This is a genomic window from Microbacterium sp. 4NA327F11 (assembly GCF_005503465.1).
Lineage (GTDB): Bacteria > Actinomycetota > Actinomycetes > Actinomycetales > Microbacteriaceae > Microbacterium > Microbacterium ginsengisoli.
On sequence record NZ_SCOB01000014.1, the window covers coordinates 48018 to 73261 of the forward strand.

At 72.1% G+C, this 25244-nt stretch carries 20 protein-coding genes, 1 pseudogene and 1 riboswitch; of the genes and pseudogenes, 14 read left to right on the forward strand and 7 right to left on the reverse strand.

The window, feature by feature from the left end; translation table 11 throughout:
- Positions 1–8: 8 nt before the first annotated feature.
- Positions 9–1070: a winged helix DNA-binding domain-containing protein gene (locus FFS51_RS10260; protein WP_137878276.1), complete on the reverse strand. Its 1062-nt coding sequence runs from the start codon at positions 1068–1070 to the stop codon at positions 9–11.
- 37 nt (positions 1071–1107) lie between these two features.
- Positions 1108–2580, reverse strand: a complete 1473-nt coding sequence (locus tag FFS51_RS10265; protein WP_056207891.1) for an NAD-dependent succinate-semialdehyde dehydrogenase — start codon at positions 2578–2580, stop codon at positions 1108–1110.
- 304 nt (positions 2581–2884) lie between these two features.
- On the opposite strand from FFS51_RS10265, the gene FFS51_RS10270 reads away from it, so the two are divergent.
- Positions 2885–4531 (forward strand): thiamine pyrophosphate-binding protein, encoded by a 1647-nt coding sequence (locus FFS51_RS10270; RefSeq protein ID WP_137878277.1) that lies wholly within the window; start codon positions 2885–2887, stop codon positions 4529–4531.
- 91 nt (positions 4532–4622) lie between these two features.
- The gene (locus FFS51_RS10275; protein ID WP_137878278.1) at positions 4623–6365 is read left to right on the forward strand and encodes a Na+/H+ antiporter; all 1743 of its coding nucleotides are present in this window, start codon (positions 4623–4625) and stop codon (positions 6363–6365) included.
- 1 nt (position 6366) lies between these two features.
- Here FFS51_RS10275 and FFS51_RS10280 read toward each other — a convergent pair whose 3' ends face one another.
- The gene (locus FFS51_RS10280) at positions 6367–8262 is read right to left on the reverse strand and encodes an FAD-dependent monooxygenase (protein WP_137878279.1); all 1896 of its coding nucleotides are present in this window, start codon (positions 8260–8262) and stop codon (positions 6367–6369) included.
- Between the two features lie 157 nt (positions 8263–8419).
- On the opposite strand from FFS51_RS10280, the gene FFS51_RS10285 reads away from it, so the two are divergent.
- Complete coding sequence (locus FFS51_RS10285; RefSeq protein WP_137878280.1) at positions 8420–9133, forward strand: IclR family transcriptional regulator; 714 nt, start codon at positions 8420–8422, stop codon at positions 9131–9133.
- Positions 9134–9249: 116 nt separating this feature from the next.
- Here FFS51_RS10285 and FFS51_RS10290 read toward each other — a convergent pair whose 3' ends face one another.
- Positions 9250–10632: an MFS transporter gene (locus FFS51_RS10290; protein WP_137878281.1), complete on the reverse strand. Its 1383-nt coding sequence runs from the start codon at positions 10630–10632 to the stop codon at positions 9250–9252.
- A gap of 117 nt (positions 10633–10749) precedes the next feature.
- Between FFS51_RS10290 and FFS51_RS10295 the strand changes: the two genes are divergently transcribed.
- The 6 genes from FFS51_RS10295 (at position 10750) to FFS51_RS10320 (ending at position 17327) form a co-directional block, all read left to right on the forward strand.
- Positions 10750–12246, forward strand: a complete 1497-nt coding sequence (locus FFS51_RS10295) for a fumarylacetoacetate hydrolase family protein (RefSeq protein WP_137878282.1) — start codon at positions 10750–10752, stop codon at positions 12244–12246.
- Positions 12228–12944 carry a GntR family transcriptional regulator gene (locus tag FFS51_RS10300; protein ID WP_045248201.1) on the forward strand — a complete coding sequence of 239 codons (717 nt, stop codon included), beginning with the start codon at positions 12228–12230 and terminating at the stop codon, positions 12942–12944. The genes FFS51_RS10295 and FFS51_RS10300 overlap by 19 nt, the downstream gene beginning before the upstream one ends.
- A 17-nt stretch (positions 12945–12961) precedes the next feature.
- Positions 12962–14494 carry a 5-carboxymethyl-2-hydroxymuconate semialdehyde dehydrogenase gene (hpaE, locus tag FFS51_RS10305; RefSeq protein WP_137878283.1) on the forward strand — a complete coding sequence of 511 codons (1533 nt, stop codon included), beginning with the start codon at positions 12962–12964 and terminating at the stop codon, positions 14492–14494.
- A gap of 66 nt (positions 14495–14560) precedes the next feature.
- The gene (gene hpaD / locus FFS51_RS10310; protein ID WP_045248199.1) at positions 14561–15712 is read left to right on the forward strand and encodes a 3,4-dihydroxyphenylacetate 2,3-dioxygenase; all 1152 of its coding nucleotides are present in this window, start codon (positions 14561–14563) and stop codon (positions 15710–15712) included.
- A 26-nt stretch (positions 15713–15738) separates the two neighbouring features.
- Positions 15739–16524 carry a 2-oxo-hept-4-ene-1,7-dioate hydratase gene (gene hpaH, locus FFS51_RS10315; protein WP_137878284.1) on the forward strand — a complete coding sequence of 262 codons (786 nt, stop codon included), beginning with the start codon at positions 15739–15741 and terminating at the stop codon, positions 16522–16524.
- A complete protein-coding gene (locus FFS51_RS10320; protein ID WP_045248197.1) occupies positions 16509–17327 on the forward strand; it encodes an aldolase/citrate lyase family protein in 819 nt (272 codons plus the stop codon). Before hpaH ends, FFS51_RS10320 begins: the two co-directional genes overlap by 16 nt.
- A 154-nt stretch (positions 17328–17481) precedes the next feature.
- Here FFS51_RS10320 and FFS51_RS10325 read toward each other — a convergent pair whose 3' ends face one another.
- From FFS51_RS10325 to glyA, 3 genes are all read right to left on the reverse strand, one after another.
- Positions 17482–18117 (reverse strand): TetR/AcrR family transcriptional regulator, encoded by a 636-nt coding sequence (locus FFS51_RS10325; RefSeq protein ID WP_048809480.1) that lies wholly within the window; start codon positions 18115–18117, stop codon positions 17482–17484.
- A gap of 76 nt (positions 18118–18193) precedes the next feature.
- Positions 18194–19078 carry a bifunctional methylenetetrahydrofolate dehydrogenase/methenyltetrahydrofolate cyclohydrolase gene (locus tag FFS51_RS10330; protein ID WP_137878285.1) on the reverse strand — a complete coding sequence of 295 codons (885 nt, stop codon included), beginning with the start codon at positions 19076–19078 and terminating at the stop codon, positions 18194–18196.
- 52 nt (positions 19079–19130) lie between these two features.
- A complete protein-coding gene (gene glyA / locus FFS51_RS10335) occupies positions 19131–20405 on the reverse strand; it encodes a serine hydroxymethyltransferase (protein WP_137878286.1) in 1275 nt (424 codons plus the stop codon).
- A 37-nt stretch (positions 20406–20442) separates the two neighbouring features.
- Positions 20443–20526: riboswitch (ZMP/ZTP riboswitch) on the reverse strand.
- 56 nt (positions 20527–20582) lie between these two features.
- On the opposite strand from glyA, the gene FFS51_RS10340 reads away from it, so the two are divergent.
- The 5 genes and pseudogenes from FFS51_RS10340 to FFS51_RS14905 all read left to right on the forward strand — a co-directional run bounded on the left by FFS51_RS10340 (position 20583) and on the right by FFS51_RS14905 (position 25244).
- Positions 20583–21962: a beta-N-acetylhexosaminidase gene (locus FFS51_RS10340; RefSeq protein WP_137878287.1), complete on the forward strand. Its 1380-nt coding sequence runs from the start codon at positions 20583–20585 to the stop codon at positions 21960–21962.
- On the forward strand, positions 21959–23116 hold the full coding sequence (nagA, locus tag FFS51_RS10345) for an N-acetylglucosamine-6-phosphate deacetylase (protein ID WP_137878288.1): 1158 nt from the start codon (positions 21959–21961) through the stop codon (positions 23114–23116). The genes FFS51_RS10340 and nagA overlap by 4 nt, the downstream gene beginning before the upstream one ends.
- Entirely contained in the window at positions 23113–23487 is a 375-nt protein-coding gene (locus FFS51_RS10350; RefSeq protein WP_045245874.1) for a YrdB family protein, read from the forward strand. Before nagA ends, FFS51_RS10350 begins: the two co-directional genes overlap by 4 nt.
- Positions 23484–24848: pseudogene (locus FFS51_RS10355) on the forward strand (FAD-binding oxidoreductase); the annotation flags it as partial. The gene FFS51_RS10350 and the pseudogene FFS51_RS10355, both read left to right, overlap by 4 nt.
- Before the next feature lie 30 nt (positions 24849–24878).
- Entirely contained in the window at positions 24879–25244 is a 366-nt protein-coding gene (locus FFS51_RS14905; RefSeq protein ID WP_283205736.1) for an NUDIX hydrolase, read from the forward strand.

A 25244-nucleotide genomic window follows, 5' to 3' on the forward strand; every position in this document is an offset into this window, starting at 1 on the left:
GGGACCCCTCACCCGCCGAGGAACCCGGTGTAGCGGGAGAGTGCGGCCTCGATCTCGCCCGGCGCGACCTGATCGGCGGCGGTGGCGAAGAGCGTCGCGACCGGGCGTTCGGCGAGACGACCGCGGGCGCGAGAGTGGGTCCACGTGCCGACGACGCGGCCCCGATGCAGCAGCACGGGACTCAGCACGCCGTTGGCCGTGGGTCCCACCGCGCCCAGATCCTCCGGCGCGCACACCGCGCTGCGATCGACGTACGACAGCACGTACTCGTCGAACGCGGGGAGGGCGACGAGGTCGGGCGCCGCGGGGTCGCGGGGTGTGAGCAGCGGCGCCCACAGGTCGTCGTCGAGCCTGTCCACATCGGTCGCCGCGAGCGCGGCGGCGCGCGCGGCGGTGCGCGTGAGCCCCATCCACCAGGCGAAATCGCGGCTGGACGCCGGACCGTGCCCGTGGACGAAGCGGGTGAACAGCGTCGCGAGGTCGGCGGCCTTCCCGTCGGGGACGACGTCGTCGACGAGCACGAACCACTGCTCGCGGGACAGCCCATCGGGCTCCGGGCGGGTCGGTCCCTGGCAGATCAGACCGCGCAGGCTCAGCGCCTGAAGGAGGAGCGAGCCACGCATGTCGCCCGTGTCGACGCCGTCGGCACGCATCACGTCGAACAGCTCGGCGCGCGACAGGCGGCCCGCATCGGCGAGCGCGCGGTGCACGGAGCGCTCGACGCGGGCGATCACAGCCGCGTCGATCCCGCGGCTGCGGTGCACGCTCGCGGCCTGGGCGTGCTGACGATCGGCGGTGAGGGCGAGGAACGAGCGGAGGTCGCCCGCCGCGACGATGTGCAGGGTGCCGCGTTGCGTCCACGAGCGCACGAGCAGGCCGTCGTCGAACGCACTGTCGACCGCGGCCGCGCCCGGCGTGCCCGAGGTGCGCAGTGCGAGTCCCCACCGCCCGGCCCACCACTCCTGCGCCTGGGTCGCGACCATGTGGCGTGCCGCCGCCACCACCCCGCCCTCGGGCGCGGCGAGCAGGTGCGAGCGCAGGCGGTGCTCGATCAGGTCGACGGATGCCACCGCGTCAGTCTGGCGGCACCCGTCGACATCGGCGAACTCAGGCGAAAGGGTTCGGCGTCAACGTGTACTTGGTCTGCAGGTACTCGTGGATGCCCTCGGCGCCGCCTTCGCGGCCGAGCCCGGAGAGCTTCCACCCGCCGAAGGGGGCGGCGGCGTTCGACACGACGCCGATGTTCAGGCCCATCATCCCGGTCTCGAGGCGCTCGATCATGCGCTGCCCGCGGGCGAGGTTCTCGGTGTAGACGTATGACACGAGTCCGTACTCGGTCGAGTTGGCGAGCGCGACCGCGTCGTCCTCGTCGTCGAACGGGACGATGGCGAGCACCGGTCCGAAGATCTCCTCCCGAAGGATGTCGCTTCCCGCCGGCACGTCGGAGATCACCGTCGGCTCGAAGAACGTACCGGGCCGGTCGATCGGCGAGCCGCCGGTGCGCAGGCTCGCGCCGCGCCCGACGGCGTCGGCGACGAGGCTCTGCGCCTTGGCGACCGCTCGGTCGTCGATGAGCGGGCCGATGGTGACGCCGTCCTCGGTTCCGCGTCCGATGCCGAACGCCTCGACCCGCTCGGTGACCCGGCGGGCGAACTCGTCGGCGACCGAGCGGTGCACGATGAAGCGGTTGGCGGCCGTGCAGGCCTGGCCGATGTTGCGGAACTTCGCAGCGATCGCGCCGTCGACGGCCTTGTCGAGGTCGGCGTCGTCGAACACGACGAACGGCGCGTTGCCGCCGAGCTCCATGGAGGTGCGCAGCACGCCCTGCGAGGCCTGCTCGAGCAGACGCTGGCCCACCGGGGTGGAACCCGTGAACGAGAGCTTGCGCAGCCGCGGGTCGCGGATGATCGGCTCGGACACGGCGCCCGAGGTGGAGGTCGTGATGACGTTGACGACACCGGCGGGCACGCCCGCATCTTCGAGCAGCTTGGCGAAGGCGAGGGTCGTGAGCGGGGTCAGCTCGGCGGGCTTGACGACCACCGTGCACCCGGCGGCGAGCGCGGGCGCGATCTTGCGGGTCGCCATCGCGAGCGGGAAGTTCCAGGGGGTGATGAGGAAGCAGGGCCCGACGGCGTGCTGCGAGACGATCATGCGGCCGGTGCCCTCGGGGTTCGCGCCGTACCGGCCCTGCACGTGGGCGGTCTCCTCGCTGAACCAGCGCAGGAACTCGCCGCCGTACGCGACCTCTCCGCGGGCCTCGGCGAGGGGCTTCCCCATCTCGAGGGTCATCAGCAGCGCGAAGTCCTCCTTGCGCTCCTGCAGCAGGTCGAACGCGCGGCGCAGGATCTCGGCGCGCTGACGTGACGGCGTGCGCGACCACGTCTCGAACGCGGTGGCCGCGGCATCCAGTGCCGCGATGCCGTCGGCGGGCGAGGCATCCGCGATCTCCTTGATGAGCTCCCCGGTCGCCGGGTCGTAGACCTTGACGGTGCTCTCGCGTTCGCCGCGACGCCATTCGCCGCCGATGAACAGGCTGTCGGGGACGGCGGCCAGCAGGTCGCGCTCGCGGTTCTCGCTCATGGGACTCCCTCGTCACGGGCGGCCGCGCGGGCGCCCTGGTATGGATCGTATACGATCAATCGGTGGTTCGGTCCCATTCTCACGCCGTCGTGCGCGGGACGTTTCGCCATCACGGCGATCACACGAACGTCACCTCGACAGCGCGGCGCATCGTCGGTCGCTGACGACGGCCTCCGCACGCGTCGTATACTCACCGTGTCCGCGGGCATCGACGCCCCGGTGCTCGAAAAAAGGGCACGAAGCCGCCTGCCGGCGCGCGAGACACACACGGCCTCAGTTCCGTTCCTGTCGAAAGCGCTTCGCCATGCCCACCGTCTCCGCCCACGTTGCCCACACCCTCGCCCGACACGTCGATCACGTCTTCGGCGTGATGGGCAACGGCAACGCCTACTTCCTCGATGCCCTCGTGACCGGCACCGCCGCGACCTACACCGCGCTGCGGCACGAGGCGGGCGCGGTCGTCGCCGCCGACGCGCACTACCGCGCGTCCGGACGCATCGCCGCCGCCACCGCCACCTACGGCGCCGGCTTCACCAACACCCTCACCGCCCTCGCCGAGGCGGTGCAGGCCCACGTGCCGCTCGTGCTCGTCGTCGGCGACGAGCCGACATCGGGGCCACGTCCGTGGGACGTCGACCAGATCGCCCTCGCGTCGGCCGTCGGCGCGCGCACGTACACGGTCGGGCGCACGGATGCCGCGGCCACCACGGCGATCGCCATCGAGCACGCCCTCGCCTACCGGGTACCCGCGGTGCTCGCGATCCCCTACGACGTCGCGCGGCGCGACGCGGGTGACGTGCCGGATGCCGCGGCCCCCGCGGTGCCCGCACCGCTGGCCGTGCAGCCCGGCTTCGACACGGCGACCCTGCGTCGTGTCGGCGAGCTGCTCGCCGGGGCGTCGCGGCCCGTGCTGATCGCGGGGCGCGGTGCCTGGCTGGCGGGGGCGGGCCCGGCCCTCGACGCCCTCGCGTCGGCGACCGGCGCGCTCACCGCCACGACCGCCCTCGGGCGCGGCCTGTTCGCCGACCCGGCGCGCGACCTCGGCGTCACGGGCGGCTTCGGTGCGGACGGCGCGATGGCCGCCATCGCCCGGGCCGACGTCGCCGTCGTGTTCGGCGCCTCGCTCAACCAGTTCACGATGCGCTTCGGCGAGCTGTTCTCCCCGGGCACGCATGTCGTGCAGGTGGATGTGGCGCCGGCGGCGACGCATCCTCATGTCGGTGTGTACGTGCGCGCCGACGCGCGGCTCGCCGCCGAGGTGCTGCGTGACGCCATCGGCTCCGCGTCGCGAGCGCCCTGGGCGTCCGCCGACGAGGTCGCCGGCTGGCGGGCGCGGGAGGCCGGCGACGCACTCGCCCCGGACGGCCGCCTCGATCCCCGCTCGGCCGCGGCGCGCATCGGTGAGCTGCTGCCGCGCGACCGGGTGGTCGTGAGCGACGGCGGACACTTCCTCGGCTGGTCGAACATGTACTGGGATGTCACCTCCCCCGACCGCGCCATGATGGTCGGCACCGCCTACCAGTCGATCGGACTGGGGCTCGCGAGCGTGCCGGGCGCAGCCCTCGCGCGGCCGGACTCGACCGTGGTGCTCACCACCGGCGATGGCGGCGGACTGATGGCGCTCGCAGACCTCGAGTCGGCGGTGCGGGTGGCGGGCGGCCGGGGGGTCGCGGTCGTGTGGAACGACGGCGCGTATGGCGCCGAGGTGAACCTCTACGGCCTGAAGGGCCTCGCGACGGAGCCCATGCTCATCCCCGACGTCGACTTCGCGGCCCTCGGGACGGCCGTCGGTGCCGAGGGAGTCGTGGTGCGCTCGCTCGCCGACCTCGACCGGCTCGGCACGTGGGCGGCGGAGCCGGTCGGCGAGCGGCGGTTCCTCATGCTCGATCTGCGCATCTCGCCCGACGTGATCGCGCCCTACCAGCGGGAGATCATCCGCGTGAACTCCTGACGCGGACGACCGTCACCGAGAGGGGGAATGCCGGTCCCTGGCGCAGCGTTGTGATGCGGGCGCACACTGGAGCGCGACGAAGGGAGCCGCCATGGAAGGCCTCGAACTCACGGTGCTGCTGGGGGTCTCGATCCTCGCCGGGACGCTGCTCGCGCCGAGGCTGCGGCTCGCCACCCCGCTGGTGCTCCTGATCATCGGGCTCGCGCTCGGATTCGTGCCGGCCCTGCGCGGTGTGGAGCTCCCGCCGGAGACCGTGCTGCTGCTGTTCCTCCCCGTGATGCTGTTCTGGGAGAGCCTCACGACATCGCTGCGGGCGGTGCGCCGGTCGCTGCGCTACATCGTGCCGATGAGCACGCTGCTGGTCGTGGCGTCCGCGTTCGCCGTCGCCGGCATCGCCGCGGCGATGGGTGTGCCGTGGGAGGCGGCCCTGCTGCTGGGGGCGGCGGTCGCCCCGCCGGATGCCACGGCGGTCGCGGCGCTCGGACGCCTGCTGCCCGCGCGCACCTTCATGAAGCTCAAGGCGGAGAGCCTGACGAACGACGGCACGGCCCTCGTGCTCTACGCGATCGCTCTCTCCCTCGCCCTCGGCGGCCAGATCACGCCGTGGAGCGTCACCCTCACGGTGCTCGTGTCGTACGTCGGCGGAGCCGCGGCCGGTATCGTCGTGGCGGCCGCCGCGTACCTGCTGCTACGGCGCCTGTCGGGAACCCTCGCGATCAACCTGACCCTGCTGCTCGTGCCGTTCACCGCCTTCCTCATCGCCGAGCTGATCGACGCGTCGGGCGTGCTCGCGGTCGTGTTCGCGGGCATCATCGTGGCCTGGGTCTCGCCGCGGGTGACGACAGCCTCGTCGAGACGGCAGGCGGATGCCGCGTGGCCCCTCGGCGTCTACCTGCTCAACGGTGCGCTGTTCGTGCTCATCGGTCTCGAGGTGCAGCACGTGGTGCACGAGATCTCCCCCGCGCAGATCGGGTGGCTCTCGCTCGTGACCGTGGGCGCCTGGCTCGCGCTCCTGGTTGTGCGGTACCTCTTCCAACTGCTGTTCGCCCCGTTCTCGCGCCCGCCCGCGGGCGCGGCCGCCGGTCCCCGGCACCGGTCGCGCCTCGTGAGCACGGTGGCCGGATTCCGCGGCGCGGTCTCGCTCGCGATCGCCCTCTCGGTGCCGACGGTGACCGCGGCGGGCGCGCCCCTCGACGGACGCGACGCCGTCGTGTTCGTCACCGCCGGGGTCATCGTGCTGAGCCTGCTCGTGCAGGGGCCGCTGCTCGTCGGCGTCGTACGGTGGGCGCGCCTGCCGCAGGACGACGCCGACCTCGACGAGATCGAGATCGCCCAGCGGGCGATCTCGGCGGCCGCCCTCGCGGCCCTCGACGACCTCGCCCTCGAGCACGGCATCAGCGACGACGTGCGCGACCGCGCCCGGCGCGACGGCTACGAGCACCTCGAGCTCGCCAACGCCCGTGCACTCGAACGACAGCGTCAGACGCTGCTCAACCGCGAGATCGCCGAGCTCGAGATCGTGATCGCGACGACCGACGACGACGCGGTGCGCGCGGACACCTCGACGACGTCGTTCGTCGCGCCGAGCGGTGCCGCGGCGGCGGCGCCTCTCGAGATGCTCGCGTCGAGCACCGACGTGGATGTCGCGCAGCGCTCCCCGATCGTGCGGTTCGACGAGGCATCCCGACTGCGGCTCGCCCTGCTCGGACGCAAGCGCGAGGTGCTGCTGCGCCTGCGGCGCGAGGGCACGATCGACGACCTCGTCGCCCGTCGACTGCAGTCGGGCCTCGACCTGGAGGAGCTGCGGCTCGACGGCGCCCGCGCACCGCGGTGAGTCAGACGGCGGCCGGCTGCCGCTGCGGCAGCAGGGTGCCCTCGAAGAACGCGGCGAGCGCGTCGGTGTCGGCGAGCGAGAGCACGTCGGCGACGTACTGGTCGGGGCGCACGACCACGACCGCGCCCGCCCGGTCGATGCCGCGCTCGGCGTAGATGTCGCTGTCGTTCCAGCGGCTCGCGCCGGCGGCGAACACCTTCTCCCAGTCGGTGATCCCGAGCGCGCCGTTGCGCGGACGGAACACCCGCGGTGCGGCGGTGACGTCGACGTCCTCGAAGCTCTGGGGCACGATCGCCTTGACGTCGAACACGGCGTCGAGCGCGGCATCCGCGGGGGTGAAGCGCCGCACCGGCGACGCGTCGCCCGTGAGCAGCCAGTCGGCGAACCGCGAGAGCGCGGAGCCCTCGGCGAGTCCGTCGGCGTCGCCGAACGCGTAGATGCGCCAGCGGCCGTCGGCGCGCGCGTGGTGCCCGAGGTGAACGACGTTGCCGTCGCTCGCCAGCACGACGGGCGAGGACTTGAAGCGCTTGCCGAGCGGGAACCCGGTGGCGAGCTCGGGGCGGGCGTGGGCGGCGACGATCGACGACGGCGGGTACTGGGTCATGAACCCCGACGGGAACTCGGCGGTGGCGAGGTAGTAGGTGGCGAGGTCGCCGGGGTCGGAGATCTCCTCGGGCTTGCGCGCCATGAGCGACGACCATTCCCGGTCGAAGTCGATGAGCTGCTGGGCGACGGGCTGCCGTTCCGACGAGTACGTGTCGAGCAGCGTCTCGGGGCTGAGACCTGTCAGCACGGAGCCGAGCTTCCAGCCCAGGTTGAAGCCGTCCTGCATCGACACGTTCATGCCCTGCCCGGCCTTCGCACTGTGCGTGTGGCACGCGTCACCGGTGAGGAACACCCGGGGCGAGCGCGACCCGTCGTCCGGCACGTCGTCGAACCGGTCGGTGACGCGGTGTCCCACCTCGTAGACGCTGTGCCACGCGACATCCTTCACGTCGATCGAGTACGGATGCAGAATCTCGTTGGCCCGACGGATGACGTCCTCGATGGGCGTCTGACGCACGCGGTGGTCGTCATCGGCGGCGACCTCGCCGAGGTCGATGTACATGCGGCTGAGGTAGCCGCCCTCGCGCGGGATGTGCAGGATGTTGCCGGCCTCGGAGTTGATCGCGCACTTCACGCGCCAGTCGGGGAAGTCGGTCTCGACGAGCACGTCCATGACCCCCCAGGCGTGGGCCGAGATGCCGCCCAGGTGGCGGCGGCCGATCGCCTCGCGCACCTGGCTGCGGGCGCCGTCGCAGCCGACGACGTACTTCGCCCGCACGGTGCGGGCGCCCTCGGCGGTACGCAGCTCGACGGCGAGCGGATACTCCTCGGCGTCGTCGCGGGTGAGGCCGGCGAACTCGACGCCGAAGTCGGGAACGATGCGGCCGGGGCCGGCGGCGGCGGCCTCGGCGAAGTAGTCGAGCACGCGCGCCTGGTTGACGATGAGGTGCGGGAACTCGCTGATGTCGAAGGCGTAGTCGGCCGTGCGGGAGCGCCGCACGATGGCGGTGGGATCGGCGGGGTCGGGTCCCCAGAAGTTCATCCAGCCGATGTTGTAGGCCTCGGCCACGATGCGCTCGGCGAACCCGAAGGCCTGGAACGTCTCGACGCTGCGCGGCTGGATGCCGTCGGCCTGGCCGAGCACGAGGCGTCCCTCCCGCTTCTCGACGATGCGGGTCACGACGCTCGGGTACTGCGAGAGCTGGGCGGCGAGGAGCATGCCCGCGGGGCCCGACCCGACGATGAGCACGTCGACGGCGTCGGGGAGATCGGCGGGCCGGTCGAGGCCGATGCCGGCGGCGGGCTGCACCCGCGGGTCGGCGGACACGTAACCGTGGTGGTGGAACTGCATCGTCTTCGATCCCTTCCTGCGACATCGACGTCGAGGGTGTGGACGGCGGGGCGCTCGCGCGCTATGTTCTATATTCGAACACGCCGTTCTACTATTGAATGGATCGTATACGACGACGTCCGGCGCCCACAAGGGAACGGCGACGAGAGGATGCCGCATGCCCCCCGAGAGCGCCCGCGATCAGCCCGCCTCGCAGACCCTCAGCCGCGGCATCCGCGTGCTCGAGGTGCTCGCCGAGGCGACCGGTCCGCTCTCGATCGACGAGGTCGCCGCGCGACTCGGCGTGCACCGCTCGGTCGCCTACCGGCTCGTGCGCACCCTCGAGGACCACGCACTCGTCGTGCGGGACGCCGGCGGCAGGCTCGCCCTCGGCGCCCGGCTCGCCGCGCTCGCCTCGCGGGTCTCCGCCGACCTGCAGGCCGAGGCACTGCCCGAGCTCACCGCCGTCGCCAACGAGCTCGGCATGACGTGCTTCCTCGCGGTGCACGACCGCGACGAGTGCGTCACCCTCGCCAGCGTCGAACCGCGCCACGCCGTCGCCTCGGTCGCCCAGCGACCGGGCGCCCGTCACGCCGTGACCGTCGGCGCACCCGGCAAGGCGATCCTCGCGCAGCTCGCCCCCGGCGAATGGCCCCCCGGCGCCTCCGACGCCCTGCGCGCCCAGGTGCGCGCCGCCGGAGAACTCGGATACGCGACGAGCGCCGACGAGGTCATCCCGACCGTGCGGGCCGTCGCCGTGCCGCTCGCCCTGCGCGGACGGCCCGCCGCCGCCATCGCCGTCGTGCACGTCGCCAGCCCCGACGACCCCGAGCCCATCGCCCGGCGCCTCGAGCGGTGCGCCGCCGCGATCCGCTCGGCCCTCGACGGCTGACGGCTCAGCGCACGGCGGGGGTCACCAGGCGGAACACCTCGACGACGCCCGGTCGGGCGCGACGACGAGGCCCGCACGCCGACTCCTCGGACGTGCGGGCCTCGTCGCGGAACGCGTCAGCCGCGCGCCGCTCCGTAGATCGGGCTCTTCGCCTGCTCGGCCTCATGCTCGGGGCCGAGTGGGATGCCGCTGCGATCGCGCAAGAGGAGCGTCGCGATCAGGCCGATCACCGTCATGCCGGCGAGGTAGACCGTGACCGAGAGGGTCGAGCCGGTGGCCTGCACGAGCGCCGTCGCAATGGTCGGAGCGAACGCGCCACCGAGGATCGCGCCGAGCGCGTACGAGATCGACACCCCGGAGAAACGGATCGAGGCGGGGAACAGCTCGGAGTACAGGGCCGCCTGAGGACCGTAGGTGAACCCCAGTCCGATCGTGAGGATGGCGAGTCCGAGGAACAGAGCGCCCACGCTGCCGCTGTTCACGAGCGGGAACAGGGTGAAGACGCCGACAAGCTGGGCGACCCATCCGATGATGTAGGTGGTGCGACGCCCGATGCGGTCGCTGAGCCATCCCGCGACCCACGTGGCGATGAGCCATGTGACAGCGGATCCGGCGACCGCCCAGAGCACCGGTTCACGGTCGAGCGCGATCGGACCCTTCGGGTCGGTGGCGTAGTTCTGGATGTAGCCGCCGGTCGTCATGTACCCGACCGCGTTGTTGCCGGCGAAGACGAGCGCCGCGATGATGACGAGCAGGGCGTGGCGCCGGAACAGCTGCACGATGGGCATGCGCGTCTGCTCCTTGCGCTCGGCGATCTCGACGAAGACCGGGCTCTCCTCGACGCGACGACGCACCCAGTAGCCGATGAAGATGAGCACGATGCTGAGCAGGAACGGCACTCGCCATCCCCACGCGAGGAATGCGTCCCCGCGTGCGATGAGCGCCATCAGGGCCATCACTCCGGAGGCGAGCAGAAGCCCGATCGGCACGCCGATCTGGGGCGAGGCCCCGAAGAGACCGCGCTTCGTGCGCGGTGCGTGCTCGACGGCCATCAGGACGGCACCACCCCATTCGCCTCCGGCGGAGATGCCCTGCAGGACGCGGAGCAGGATGAGGATGAGCGGCGCGCCGATCCCGATCGCCGAGTACGTCGGCAGAAGTCCGATGAGCGCCGTCGCGGCGCCCATCAGGATGAGCGTGAGCACGAGCACGCGGCGACGGCCGATGCGATCGCCGAAATGGCCCGCGAGGAATGCTCCGAGCGGACGGAACAGGAAGCTGATCCCCACCGTGAGGAACGAGAGGATCGTGGCGACGCCGGCACCGGCCGGCTTGAAGAACAGCTCGCCGAACACGAGCGCGGCGGCCGAGGCGTAGATGAAGAAGTCGTACCACTCGACCGTGGTGCCGACGACTGTGGCGAAGACGACGCGTCGACGGTCGACCGCCGACGCGATGGTTCCGGTGGGCGTCAAGCCCTGCTCTGCTTCTGCGCTCATGCGCGGTGACTCCTTCGTCAAGGGGACTTCATCGTCTCCGGCAGGGTGATGGTGCGGCTTGCCGGTGTGCGGTTGATCATATACGATTTCGAATACGACGCAAGAGCGAGGGAGCTCATGACTCACGACACCGATACCGCGGCCGATCCGCGGTTCGCGGCGCTGCCGACGAGGCCTGGCAAGGTCATCGCCGTGCACCTCAGCTACGCGTCCCGCGCCGACCAGCGGGGCCGCCGGCCTGCGCAGCCGAGCTACTTCCTGAAGCCGTCGAGCACCCTCGCCCCCACCGACGGCGTGCTCGTGCGCCCCGCCGGCACCGAGCTGCTCGCCTTCGAGGGCGAGATCGCGCTCGTGATCGGCACCCCCGCCCACCGGGTGACGCTCGCCGACGCCTGGGCGCACGTCGGGTGGGTCACCGCCTCGAACGACGTCGGCGTGTACGACCTCCGCGCCGTCGACAAGGGATCCAACGTGCGCTCCAAGGGCCGCGACGGGTTCACCCCGATCGGGCCCGGCCTCATCGACGCGCGCACCGTCGACCCCGCCGCGCTGCGCGTGCGCACCTGGGTCGACGGCGTCCTCGCGCAGGACGACACCACCGCCGACCTCATCTTCCCCCTGGCCCAGATCGTCGCCGACCTCACCCAGCACATGACGCTCGAGCGCGGTGACGTCATCCTCACCGGCACCCCGGCGGGCTCGTCCGTCGTGCGCCCGGGGTCCGTCGTCGAGGTCGAGGTCGACGCCCCGGATGCCGCGGGCTCCCCCACGTCGGGCCGCCTGCGCTCGCGCGTGGTCGAGGGCGACGACGTCTTCGACGAGACCCTCGGCTCGCTTCCCGCGGTCGATGACACCCAGCGCGCCGAGGCCTGGGGATCGCGCGAGGAGGCGGGCCTCCCGCCGCTCCCCCGCCCGTTCGCCCTCGACGACGACCTGCGGGCGAAGCTCGCCCTCACCCCGGTCGCCGGCCTCTCGGCGCAGCTGCGCAAGCGCGGGCTCAACAACGTGACGATCGACGGCGTGCGGCCGCTGCATCCCGATCAGAAGCTCGTCGGACTCGCCAAGACGCTGCGCTTCCTCCCGCATCGCGAAGACCTGTTCGCCTCGCACGGCGGCGGCTACAACGCGCAGAAGCGCGCCTTCGACGACGTGCGACCGGGTGAGGTCATCGTCATCGAGGCCCGTGGCGAGAGCGGCTCCGGCACGCTCGGCGACATCCTCGCACTGCGCGCTCAGGCGCGCGGCGCGGCCGGCGTCGTCACCGACGGCGGCGTGCGCGACGCCGACGCCGTCACCGCCGTGGGCATCCCGGTCTACACGGTGGGCGCCCACCCCGCCGTGCTCGGACGCCGCCACGTGCCCTGGGACGTCGACGTCACGATCGCCTGCGGCGGCACCGTCGTGCAGCCCGGAGACGTCATCGTCGGCGACGCCGACGGTGTCATCGTCATCCCACCCGCCCTTGTCGCGGAGGTCGTCGAGGCGGCCCTCGCACAGGAGGAGGAGGATGCCTGGGTGGCGGACCGCGTGCGGGAGGGACATCCCGTCGACGGCCTCTTCCCGCCCAACGAGGAGTGGAAGGCGAGGTACCGCGCATGGCGCGAGACGAACTGACGAGCGAGCGGGGCGCCGAGCGCCTCGCCGACCTGAGCAAGTCGCAGCAGGCGTACCACTTCATCAAGGAGCGCATCGCGAGCGGCTTGTTCGCGCCCGGCCACCGCCTGGTGCTCGGCGGCATCGCGGGCGAGCTCGACATGAGCGTGGTGCCGGTGCGCGAGGCGATCCGGCAGCTCGAGGCCGAGGGGCTGGTGACCTTCGAGCGCAACGTCGGCGCGCGGGTCTCGATGGTCGACGACACGCAGTACCGCTACAGCATGCAGGCCCTGAGCATCCTCGAGGGGACGGCCACGGCGCTCGCCGCCCGCCGGCTCACGGCCGACGACCTGCGCCGGGCCCGCCGCATCAACGAGCTGATGATCGAGACCCTCGACAGCTTCGACCCCCGCGCGTTCACGAGCCTCAACCACGAGTTCCACTCGACGCTGTTCTCGAAGTGCGCGAACCCCCGCATGCTCGAGCTCGTCGAGGCGGAGTGGGGCCGGCTCGGCCATCTGCGCGACTCGACCTTCAGCTTCGTCCCGGGCCGCGCCCAGGAGTCGGTGCACGAGCACGAGAACATCGTGCTGCTCATCGAGCAGGGCGCCCCGCTCGGCGAGATCGAGAAGGCGGCCCGCCGCCACCGCTCCGCCACGCTCGACGCCTACATGATCCACGAACACCCCGACGAAGCCCTCGGGCTTCCCGCCTTCTGACCCTTCGAGGAGGTCCCATGTCCGACACCACCGTCGCACTCGACACCCACCACGTTCCCGCCGATCTGCCCACGCGCATTCAGCACTACATCGACGGCGCCTTCGTCGACTCGATCGACGGCGACACGTTCGACGTGCTCGACCCGGTCTCGAACGAGGTGTACCTGCAGGCCGCCGCCGGCAAGAAGGCCGACATCGACCGCGCCGTCGCCGCCGCACGCCGCGCATTCGACGAGGGTCCGTGGCCGCGGATGCTGCCGCGCGAACGCGCCCGCGTGCTCACCCGCATCGCCGACATCGTCGAGACCCGCGACGCCCGCCTCGCCGAGCTGGAGTCGTTCGACTCGGGGCTGCCGATCACACAGGCGCTCGGCCAGGCGCGCCGCGCCGCCGAGAACTTCCGCTTCTTCGCCGACCTGATCGTCGCCCAGGCCGACGACACCTACAAGGTCCCGGGGCGCCAGATCAACTACGTGAACCGCAAGCCGATCGGCGTCGCGGGACTCATCACCCCGTGGAACACCCCGTTCATGCTCGAGTCGTGGAAGCTCGCCCCCGCGCTCGCCACCGGCAACACCGTGGTGCTCAAGCCCGCCGAGTTCACGCCGCTGTCGGCATCGCTGTGGGCCGGCATCTTCGAGGAGGCCGGCCTGCCGCAGGGCGTCTTCAACCTCGTGAACGGTCTCGGCGAGGACGCCGGCGACGCCCTCGTGAAGCACCCGGACGTGCCGCTGATCTCCTTCACCGGCGAGAGCCGCACCGGCCAGATCATCTTCGGCAACGCGGCCCCGTTCCTCAAGGGCCTGTCGATGGAGCTCGGCGGCAAGAGCCCGGCGATCGTGTTCGCCGACGCCGATCTGGATGCCGCGATCGACGCGACCATCTTCGGGGTGTTCTCCCTCAACGGCGAGCGCTGCACGGCCGGCAGCCGCATCCTCGTCGAGCGCGGGATCTACGACGAGTTCGTCGAGCGCTACGCGGCACAGGCGAAGCGCGTGACGGTGGGCTATCCGCACGACCCCGCCACGGAGGTCGGCGCGCTCGTGCACCCGGAGCACTACGCGAAGGTCATGAGCTACGTCGAGATCGGCAAGTCCGAGGGGCGCCTGGTCGCGGGCGGGTCCCGTCCGGAGGGCTTCGAGACGGGCAACTTCGTGTCGCCGACGGTGTTCGCCGACGTCGCCCCGGACGCGCGCATCTTCCAGGAGGAGATCTTCGGCCCGGTCGTGGCGATCACGCCGTTCGACTCCGACGAGGAGGCCCTCGCCCTCGCCAACGGCGTGCGCTACGGACTCGCCGCCTACGTGTGGACGAACGACCTGAAGCGCGCCCACAACTTCGCGCAGGCGATCGACGCCGGCATGGTGTGGCTGAACTCCAACAACGTGCGGGACCTGCGCACTCCGTTCGGCGGCGTGAAGGCGTCCGGCCTCGGCCACGAGGGCGGCTACCGCTCCATCGACTTCTACACCGAGCAGCAGGCCGTGCACATCACCCTCGGCGAGGTGCACAACCCGACCTTCGGCAAGGGCGCGAGGACCCACCACTGACCCGGATGCCGCGGGCAGTCGCCGCGGCATCCCTTCTTCTTCCCACCATCGAGCAAGGACGCTGACATGACCAATCCCGAAGACCGCACCCTGACCTCGTCGGGCTTCTACGTCTCCCAGGAGGCGCCGATCCGCACCGACAACCCGGTGCCCACGCCGACCTCGCCGGCACCCGACATCCTGCGGTGCGCGTACATGGAGCTCGTCGTGACCGACCTCGCCGCGTCGCGCGAGTTCTACGTCGACGTGCTGGACCTCGTGGTCACCGAGGAGGACGAGAACACGGTCTACCTCCGCTCGATGGAGGAGTTCATCCACCACAACCTGGTGCTGCGTCAGGGTCCGGTCGCCGCCGTCGCCGCGTTCTCGTACCGCGTGCGCACGCCCGAGGACCTCGACCGCGCGGTTGCGTTCTACACCGAGCTCGGATGCCGCGTCGAGCGTCGTGCGGAGGGCTTCACGAAGGGCATCGGCGAGTCGGTGCGCGTCGAGGACCCGCTCGGCTTCCCGTACGAGTTCTTCTACGAGGTCGAGCACGTCGAGCGTCTCGCCTGGCGCTACGACCTGTACACCCCGGGCGCGCTCGTGCGTCTCGACCACTTCAACCAGGTCACCCCCGACGTGCCCCGCGCGGTCGCGTTCATGCAGGATCTCGGCTTCCGGGTGACCGAGGACATCCAGGACGACGAGGGCACCGTCTACGCCGCGTGGATGCGCCGCAAGCCCACCGTGCACGACACCGCCATGACCGGCGGCGACGGCCCCCGCATGCATCACGTCGCCTTCTCGACCCACGAGAAGCACAACATCCTCGCGATCTGCGACAAGCTCGGTGCCCTCCGCCGCTCCGACGCGATCGAGCGGGGACCGGGTCGCCACGGCGTCTCGAACGCGTTCTACCTCTACCTGCGCGACCCCGACGGCCACCGCGTCGAGATCTACACGCAGGACTACTACACGGGCGACCCCGACAACCCGGTCGTGACGTGGGACGTGCACGACAACCAGCGCCGCGACTGGTGGGGCAACCCCGTCGTGCCCTCGTGGTACACCGATGCGTCGCTCGTGCTCGACCTCGACGGCAACCCGAAGCCCGTCGTGGCACGCACGGACGCCTCGGAGATGGCGGTCACGATCGGCGCCGACGGCTTCTCCTACACGCGACGCGACGAGGAGAGCGTCGCCGCAGGCGAGTTCAAGCTCGGCGCGCAGCTGTAGCGTTCAGGGCGAGAGGAGACATCCGGATGCTGCCCCCCGAGGTCATCGCCTCGCTCGCCGAGGAGCTCGCGGTCGCCGACCGCGAGAAGCGTGTCGTGCCGCGCATCACGGCGCGCCACCCCGACGCGACCGTCGAGGACTCGTACGCCATCCAGGGCGTATGGCGCGACCGCAGCCTTGCGGCGGGCCGTCGCCTCGTCGGCCGCAAGATCGGGCTGACGTCGCGGGCGATGCAGCAGGCGACCGGCATCACCGAGCCCGACTACGGAGTGATGTTCGACGACACGGTGTGGGAGAGCGGCGCGACGATCCCGTTCGACGCGTTCTCGAACGTGCGCATCGAGGTCGAGCTGGCGTTCGTGCTGGCCGCCCCTCTCGAGGGTCCGCACTGCTCGGTGTTCGACGTGCTGCGGGCCACCGAGTACGTGACACCGGCGCTCGAGGTGCTGAACTCCCACATCGAGCTCGACGGGCGCACGATCGTCGACACGATCAGCGACAACGCCGCCTACGGCGGCATGGTGCTGGGCGGGTCGCCGGTCGCCCCCGACGCTGTCGACCTTCGCTGGATCTCGGCCCTGCTGTACCGCAACGAGACGATCGAGGAGACCGGCGTCGCGGCCGGCATCCTCGGCCACCCCGCCCTCGGGGTGGCGTGGCTCGCGAACAAGCTGCACCAGCACGGCGCCGGGCTCGAGGCGGGGGAGATCATCCTGGCGGGCTCGTTCACCCGCCCGACGTGGATCTCGCGCGGCGACACCGTGCTCGCCGACTACGGACCGCTGGGGGTCATCTCGTGCCGCTTCGCCTGACCCCGACCCTGCGCGATGTGCTCGCGGCGCAGCGCGCCTCTTCGTCGCCGCGCGCGCTGGCGGGCATCTGGGCCTGCACCGGCTCGCCGCTCGTCGCCGAGATCTGTGCGGGGTCGGGCCTGGACTGGGTGCTCATCGACATGGAGCACTCCCCCAACGGCCTCGCCGATGTGCTCGCGCAGCTGCAGGCGGTGGCGTCGTACCCCGTGACATCCGTCGTACGGGTGCCGATCGGCGACACCGTCACCATCAAGCAGGTGCTCGATCTCGGCGCGCAGACGGTGCTCGTGCCGATGGTGTCCTCGGCCGCGCAGGCCGCCGAGCTCGTCGCCGATGTGCGCTACCCGCCCCACGGTCGCCGCGGCGTCGGCTCGGCGCTCGCCCGCTCGGCACGCTGGAACCGCGTCGACGACTATCTCGCCGACGCCGACCGGCACGTCTCGCTGTTGGTGCAGATCGAAACGGCCGAGGGCGTGGCCGCGGCCGCCGAGATCGCAGCGGTCGACGGCGTCGACGGTGTGTTCGTGGGTCCGAGCGACCTGGCGGCATCGATGGGCGTGCTCGGCCAGCAGACTCATCCCGATGTCGTGGCGGCCGTACACCGGGCGTTCGACGCGGTCCGCGCGGCCGGGAAGCCGGTCGGCGTGAACGCGTTCGACCCGGCTGTCGCCGATGCCTACATCGCCGCGGGCGCGTCGTTCGTGCTCGTGGGCGCCGATGTCACCCTGCTCGCCCGCGGTTCCGAGGCCCTCGCCGCCCGCTTCGTGCCGGGCGACGACGCGGCGCCCCGCGCCGGCTACTGACGCGTCGCTGACAGAAAGGGCGGGGGGTGTCGAGAACCCCCGGCGCTCTCGACACCCCCCGCCACCCCGCTACCCCCGGGTCGACGGTCCGCCGCGAATTGACACGAGCGGACTCCTCTGAATATACGAGCGCAGGCGGCCCGAGGGAAGGTGCTTACGTAACGATTCGATCGAGTGCCAGGATGCCCCGCAGCGTGGCACGCAGCCACACCCGGTACGACGACATCTCCCACCCGAGCTGGGCGAACTGGAGGTAGGTCTCCGCCGAGGTCGCGACGGTCACCCGGTCCACGAGATCCGCCGGGGTGTCCGGCCTTCCCGTGAGGCCCCGCACGACAGTGAGCACGTTGTCGCGATGGGCGCGGGCCGCGGCATCCATCTGATCCCGGGCCCGGTCATCGGACGCGGACGCCTGCGCCCACACGATCGCGTAATGCGCGAAGTGCGGCACGGCGGCGCACGCGAGGTCGAGGAAGCGCTCGAGGCGCTCACCGGGGTCGGCGATGGCGGACATGTCGAGCTCGGCGAGCGCGCCGCGCAGGTCGGGGGCGCGGCCGAATGCACCGGCCCTCATCACCGCCATCAGGAGATCGAACTTCGACGAGAACCTCTGGAACACGAGATTCTCGGAGACATCCGCCTCGGCGGCGATCGCGGCGATCGTCGTGCCCGGCCAGCCCCACTCGTCGAAGTGGCGCGCCGCGGCTTCGAGGATCCGTCTGCTGCGCTCTTCGGCTGCCTTGCGCCGGCCCGACGAGTCGTAGGCCCGCTTGGTGGCGACCTCACTCATTACTGCTGTCCTTCCGCCCGCGGCGTGGGACCACTCTGCCACGCGCACCCGGGAGGGAGCCGACCGTAGGGTTGCGTCAGGATGCGACGGCCCGCTCGGCGGCCTCGACGACGTTCGTCAGCAGCAGCGCCACGGTCATCGGTCCCACCCCGCCGGGGTTCGGCGAGAGGAAGCCGGCGACCTCCGCGACCTCCGGGGCCACATCGCCGTAGACGATCGACTTGCCGGTCTCGGGATCCCGCTCGCGGGTGACGCCGACATCGAGCACCGCCGCACCCGGCTTCACATGCTCGGCGCGCACGAGGCGGGCCACGCCCGCCGCGGCGACGATGACGTCGGCCTGCCGCAGGTGCGCTCCGAGGTCCCGCGTGCCGGTGTGGGTGAGGGTCACCGTCGCGTTGATCTCGCGGCGGGTGAGCAGTAGACCGATCGACCGGCCGATCGTGACGCCGCGGCCGACGACCGCGACATCCTTGCCGTTCAGGTCGTAGCCGTTGCGCTGCAGCAGCTCGATGACCGCCCGCGGCGTGCACGGGAGGGGGCTGGTGATCGTGCCGTTGACGTTGAGCACGAGTCGGCCGAGGTTGGTCGGATGCAGCCCGTCGGCGTCCTTCGCGGGGTCGATGCGCTCGAGCACCCGCTCGGTGTCGAGGTGCCCGGGGAGCGGGAGCTGCACGATGTAGCCGTGGCACGCCGGGTCGGCGTTGAGCGCGTCGATCGCCGCTTCCACATCGTCCTGCGTGGCGTCGCCCGGCAGTTCGACGTGGAGTGAGGCCATGCCGATCGCCTCCGCCTCGCGGTGCTTCATGCCGACGTAGAGCTGGGAGGCGGGGTCGGCGCCGACGAGCACGGTCGCGATGCCGGGCACCACGCCCTGCGCGGCGAGCGCGGCCACGCGCACCCGCAGCTCGTCCTTGATGGCGGCGGCGGTGGCCCTGCCGTCGAGTCGTTCTGCTGTCACGGGTCGTCCTTTCGTGGCGCGGGGGCCGCAGCCCCCGCGCCCGGAAGCGGATTTACTGCTGCAGGCCGTCGTAGAGCGGGAAGGCTGCGGTGAGGGCAGCGACGCGGGTGCGCAGCGCCTCGAGGTCGGCGCCGGGCACGAGCGCGAGCGCGATGATGTCGGCGACCTCGGTGAACTCGGCGTCCCCGAAGCCGCGGGTCGCGAGCGCCGGAGTGCCGATGCGCAGGCCCGAGGTGACCAGCGGCGGACGCGGGTCGTTGGGCACCGCGTTGCGGTTGACGGTGATGTGGATCTCGTGCAGCAGGTCTTCGGCCTGCTTGCCGTCGAGCTCCGCGTTGCGGAGGTCGACGAGCACGAGGTGCACGTCGGTGCCGCCGGAGCGCACGGTGATGCCGGCGCCGGCGACGTCGGCCTGGCCGAGCCGGTCGGCGATGAGGGCCGCACCGCGCACGGTGCGCTCCTGGCGGTCCTTGAACTCCGGTGTGCCGGCGAGCTTGAACGCGGTGGCCTTCGCGGCGATCACGTGCATGAGCGGGCCGCCCTGCTGGCCCGGGAAGACGGCAGAGTTGATCTTCTTCGCGAGCTCGGCGTCGTTGGTGAGGATGAAGCCCGAGCGGGGGCCGCCGATGGTCTTGTGCACGGTCGAGGAGACGACGTGCGCGTGCGGAACGGGCGAGGGGTGCACGCCCGCGGCGACGAGCCCGGCGAAGTGGGCCATGTCGACCCAGAGGAGAGCGCCGACCTCGTCGGCGATGGCACGGAAGCGCGCGAAGTCGAGGTGGCGGGGGTAGGCGGACCAGCCGGCGATGATGACCTTCGGCTGGTGCTCGACCGCGAGACGGTGCACCTCGTCCATGTCGATGAGCGAGGTCTCCGGGTCGACGCCGTAGGCGACGATGTTGTAGAGGCGGCCCGAGAAGTTGATCTTCATGCCGTGAGTGAGGTGGCCGCCCTGGTCGAGCGAGAGGCCGAGCAGCGTGTCGCCGGGGCGGGCGATCGCGTGCAGCACGGCGGCGTTCGCGGTGGCGCCCGAGTGGGGCTGCACGTTGGCGAACTCGGCACCGAAGAGCGCCTTGGCGCGGGCGATCGCCAGCTCCTCGGCGACGTCGACCTCCTCGCAGCCGCCGTAGTAGCGACGTCCGGGGTAGCCCTCGGCGTACTTGTTGGTCAGGACCGAGCCCTGCGACTGCAGCACCGAGACGGGAACGAAGTTCTCGGAGGCGATCATCTCGAGGTAGCCCTGCTGACGCGCGAGCTCTCGTTCGAGTACCTGCGCGATCTCGGGGTCGACCTCGGCGAGCGGGGCGTTGAAATACGAATCGGTCATGGCGATCTCCTGACGACGGTTCGGAAAAAAGGGGTTCCGTATCGGCCCAGGCGTGCGGTCGATAACCGTGTCGGTCGCTCCCCGGTGGTGTCCCACCTCAACGCCAGTCGCGACGGGTCGAGCATATCGGATCGGAGGGTCTGGGCGAGGCATCCGTAGTTTGTTAGGGTTCCTTACATGACGGATGCCGCGCTGCTCCCCCGCCCGCTCGTCACCCGGGTCGCCGGCACCGCGCCGTGGCGCGGCGTCGCGGCGCCCGCGCCGGGCGCCCACGGGGTGGTCGGCACGCGCCACCCGGGGGCCGCGGAGTCGTACCGGCTCCGGGTCGACGAGTCCGGCATCGAGATCTCCGCCGCCGACGACGCGGGCGTGTTCTACGCCGGTCGCACCCTCGCGCAGCTCGCCACCCGCGACGGCGAGGGCTGGGTCGTGCCCGCCATCGAGATCGAGGATGCCCCGCGGTTCCGGCACCGCGGGTTCATGCTCGACGTGGCGCGCCACTTCTTCCCGGTCGAGGTCGTGACGGCCCTCATCGACCGGCTCAGCGACCTGAAGCTCAACGTGCTGCACCTGCATCTGAGCGACGACCAGGGCTGGCGCCTGGCGATGGCGACGCGGCCCCTCCTCACCGAGCGCGCGAGCGCGACAGCGGCCCTCGGCGATGCGGGCGGCTTCTACACGGCCGACGACTACCGCACGATCGTCGCCCACGCGACCTCCCGGCACATGACCGTCGTGCCCGAGATCGACATGCCCGGACACACCCACGCCGTCTCGCTCGCCTACCCCGACATCGCGTGCGACCCCGTACTGAGCCCGCACATCGACGAGGTCGTCGCCGCCTACGGCGGCGGGGCGCCGACACGCGACGAGCCGTACACCGGGTTCGCGGTGGGGTTCTCGTCGCTGCGCACCGACCTCGAGGAGACGTACGACTTCGTGCGCGACGTCGTCGGCGAGCTCGCCGCGCTGACCCCCGGCCCCTACCTGCACCTCGGCGGCGACGAGGCGCTCGGCACCGACCGCGCCGACTTCGACCGATTCGTCGCACGCGCCGCCCGGCTCGTGATCGATGCCGGCAAGATCCCGGTCACCTGGCACGAGGCGGGAACGACGCCCGACCTGCCGGAGGGCACCATCGGGCAGTACTGGGGCTTTCGCACCCCGATCGAGGGGATGGACGAGAAGGCCCGCGGATTCGTGCGACGCGGGGGCCGCGTCATCCTCTCTCCGGCCGACGCGATCTACCTCGACATGAAGCCCGACGCCGACGAGCCGCTCGGCCTCACCTGGGCCGACGGCCCGACGAGCCTCGAACGCTCGTACGACTGGGACCCGGCGGAGGTCGTCCCCGGTGTCGCCGAAGCGGACATCCTCGGGGTCGAGGCCGCGATGTGGACCGAGACGGTGCGCACCGCCGCCGACATCGACCGCCTCATCTGGCCGCGGCTCGCGTCGGCGGCCGAGAAGGCGTGGTCACCGCGCGGCATCGACGCGGCCGACTTCCACGCGCGGGTCGCGCGCATCGCGTGGCGTCCGCTCGGAGGCGTCTCATGACGAGCACGGTGATCCACTCGGCCCGGCTCGTCACGGCCGGAGTCGAGACCGCCGACGCGTGGGTGCGGTTCGAGGGCGCGCAGGTCGCCGCGATCGGCAGCGGCGACGGGTGGGAACCCGCGGAGCGCGTGGTCGACGCGACGGATGCCGCCGGCCCCGGTGCCGTGCTCACGCCCGGGTTCCTCGACCTGCACGGGCACGGCGGCGCGGGTCACGCCTACGACGACGGCCCCGACGACGTGCGGGCGGCACGCGCGCTGCACCGTGCGCACGGCACGACCCGGGCGGTGGTCTCCCTCGTGACCGCGCCGCCGCCGCTGCTCGCCCGCCGCGCCGCGATGGTGGCGGAGCTGACCCGCACCGATGCCGACATCCTCGGCTCGCACCTCGAGGGCCCCTTCCTCGCTCCCGCCCGGCGCGGCGCCCACGAAGCGGCCCTCCTCACGCCGCCGACCGCGCATCTGCTCGACGCGTTCCTCGCCGCGGGCGACGACACGATCGTGCAGGTGACGCTCGCCCCCGAACTCCCCGGCGGGCTTGACGCCGTGCGACGCCTCGTGTCAGCGGGGGTCGCGGTCGCCGTCGGACACACCGAGGCCGGGTGGGATGAGGCATCCGCCGCCTTCGACGCCGGCGCGAGCCTCGTGACCCACGCGTTCAACGCCATGCCCGGGCTCGGCCACCGCGCGCCGGGGCCGCTGGGGGCGGCACTGGCCCGCGACGGTGTCACGATCGAGGCGATCGCCGACGGCGTGCACGTGCATCCGGCACTGATCCGCGTGCTGATGGATGCCGCGCCCCGACGCGTCGCGCTCATCACCGACGCGATGGCGGCCGCGGGCTCCGGCGACGGGCGGTTCCTGCTCGGCGCGCTCGACGTCGACGTCAGCGACGGCGTCGCACGCCTCGCCGGGGACGGCACGATCGCCGGCTCCACCCTCACGCAGGACGCCGCGCTGCGCACCGCTGTCGCCGCGGGCGTCTCCCTGCCCGCCGCGGTCGAGGCCCTCACCGGGGCGCCCGCCCGCGCGATCGCCCGCGACGACCTCGGCGCGCTCGCACCGGGCCGCCTCGCCGATGCTGTGCTGCTCGATGCGCGCCTCACCGTGCGCGGTGTCTGGACGGCGGGCGCGAATCTAGACTTGACGGCGTGAGTTCTCCGACCGACGCGCCGCTTCCCGCGGGCACCCGCCCCGCCCTGACGCCGCTCGACCTGCTGGCGTTCCTGTGCGAGATCATCGCGTTCGTCGTGCTCGCCTTCTGGGGCTTCGCCGCCTGGCCGTTCCCGTGGAACATCGTCGTCGGCATCGGCGCGCCCGTCGTGGCGATCCTGCTGTGGGCGCTCTTCGTCAGCCCCCGCGCGGTGCTGCGGGTGCACCCGTTCGTGCGCGCCGCCGTCGAGCTGCTCGTCTACGTGAGCGCCACGATCGCCTTCTGGTCGATGGGGCTCGCGTGGGTCGGCCTCGGCTACGGCATCGTCGCGGTGACGGTCGGACTCATCGCGGGCCTGCGGCGCCTGGGATGAGCGCGGCCGACGTCGTCGCCCGGCTGCAGCAGACGCTGCCCGGCCGCGTCGACGTGAGCGTCGCCGCGCGTGAGGCCGCCCGTGCGGACGCGTCGGGCCACGCGGCATCCGCCCCGCCGCTGTGCGTCGTGGAGGCCCGGTCGGTCGCCGACGTGCAGCAGGTGCTGCGCATCGCGAGCGCCACCGGCACCCCCGTCGTCACCCGTGGCGCCGGCACGGGTCTCGCGGGCGGCGCGAACGCCGGCGGCGGCGAGATCGCCCTGTCGGTGCGCCACATGGACCGTGTGCTCGAGGTGCGGCCGGACGACCTCATCGCCGTCGTCGAGCCGGGCATCGTCAACGCCGACCTCGACGCCCATCTCGCCCCGTACGGCCTGTGGTGGGCGCCCGACCCGGCCTCCCGCGCGATCTCGACCGTGGGCGGCAACATCGCGACCGGCGCCGGCGGCCTGCTGTGCGCGAAGTACGGCGTCGTGCGCGACGCGGTGCTCGGGGTCGACGCGGTGCTCGCCGACGGCACCCTGCTGCGCCTCGGCCACCGCACCGTGAAGGGCGTCACCGGCTACGACCTCACATCGCTGCTCATCGGGTCGGAGGGAACCCTCGGCGTCATCGTCGGCGCGACCCTGAAGCTGCGCCGTCGCGTGCCCGGCGAGGTCTCGACGATCGCGGCGGTGTTCGCCGACGTGCGCACCGCTGCCGCGGCATCCGCCGCGGTCACGGCCGCCGGAGTGCAGCCCGCCATCATGGAACTGATGGATGCCGCGAGCCTCGCGGCCGTGCACGACCTGCTCGAGCTCGCGCCGCCGCCCGCGGGCGCGGCGCAGCTGACCATCCAGACCGACGGCCCCGCGGCCGCCGCCGAGGCCGCCGAGGTCGCGCAGATCCTCGCGGCGCACGGCGGCGAGGTCGAGGTGACCACCGATGCCGCCCGCGGCGAGGAGCTGCTGCGCATCCGCCGGTCGATGCACCCCGCGATGGCGCGGCTCGGCACGACCCTCATCGAGGATGTCTCGGTGCCCCGCTCGCAGCTGGCGGCGATGTTCGACGAGATCGCGGCCGTCGAGGCGCGCTACGGACTGCGCATCCCCGCGGTCGCGCATGCCGGTGACGGCAACCTGCACCCCAACTTCATCTTCGACGGACCCGAGGTGCCCCCGGCGGTCTGGGGGGCGGCGGACGCGCTGTTCCAGGCGGCGCTGCGGCTCGGCGGCACCCTCACCGGCGAGCACGGCGTCGGCGTGCTGAAGCGCCGGTGGCTGCGCGACGAGCTCGGCGACGCCCAGTGGCAGCTGCAGCAGCGCGTGCGGCAGGCGTTCGATCCGGCCGGCATCCTCAACCCGGGGAAGGTGTTCGAGCCGGCCCCCGAGATCCGGGTGAGCGCCGGCGTCGTGATCGACGAGCACGGCCGGGCGGTCGTGGTGCGCAAGGCCGGTGCGGTCGTGTTCCAGCAGCCGGGCGGGAAGCCCGAGGCCGGCGAGGACGCCATGACGGCGCTCGTGCGGGAGATCGCGGAGGAGATCGGCGTGCACGTCGACCCGGCGCAGGTCGAGCCGCTCGGCGTGTTCCGCGATCTAGCGGCGAACGAGCCCGGCCACACGGTCGTGGCCGACGCGTTCCGGGTGCGGGTGCGCCATGCCGACGTCGCGCGCGGCGGGGAGATCGAGGAGCTGCGCTGGCTGACCGCGGCGGATGCCGCATCCACCCCGCTCGCGAACCTCAGCCGCAATCACCTGCTGCGACTCGCGTGGGAGTGA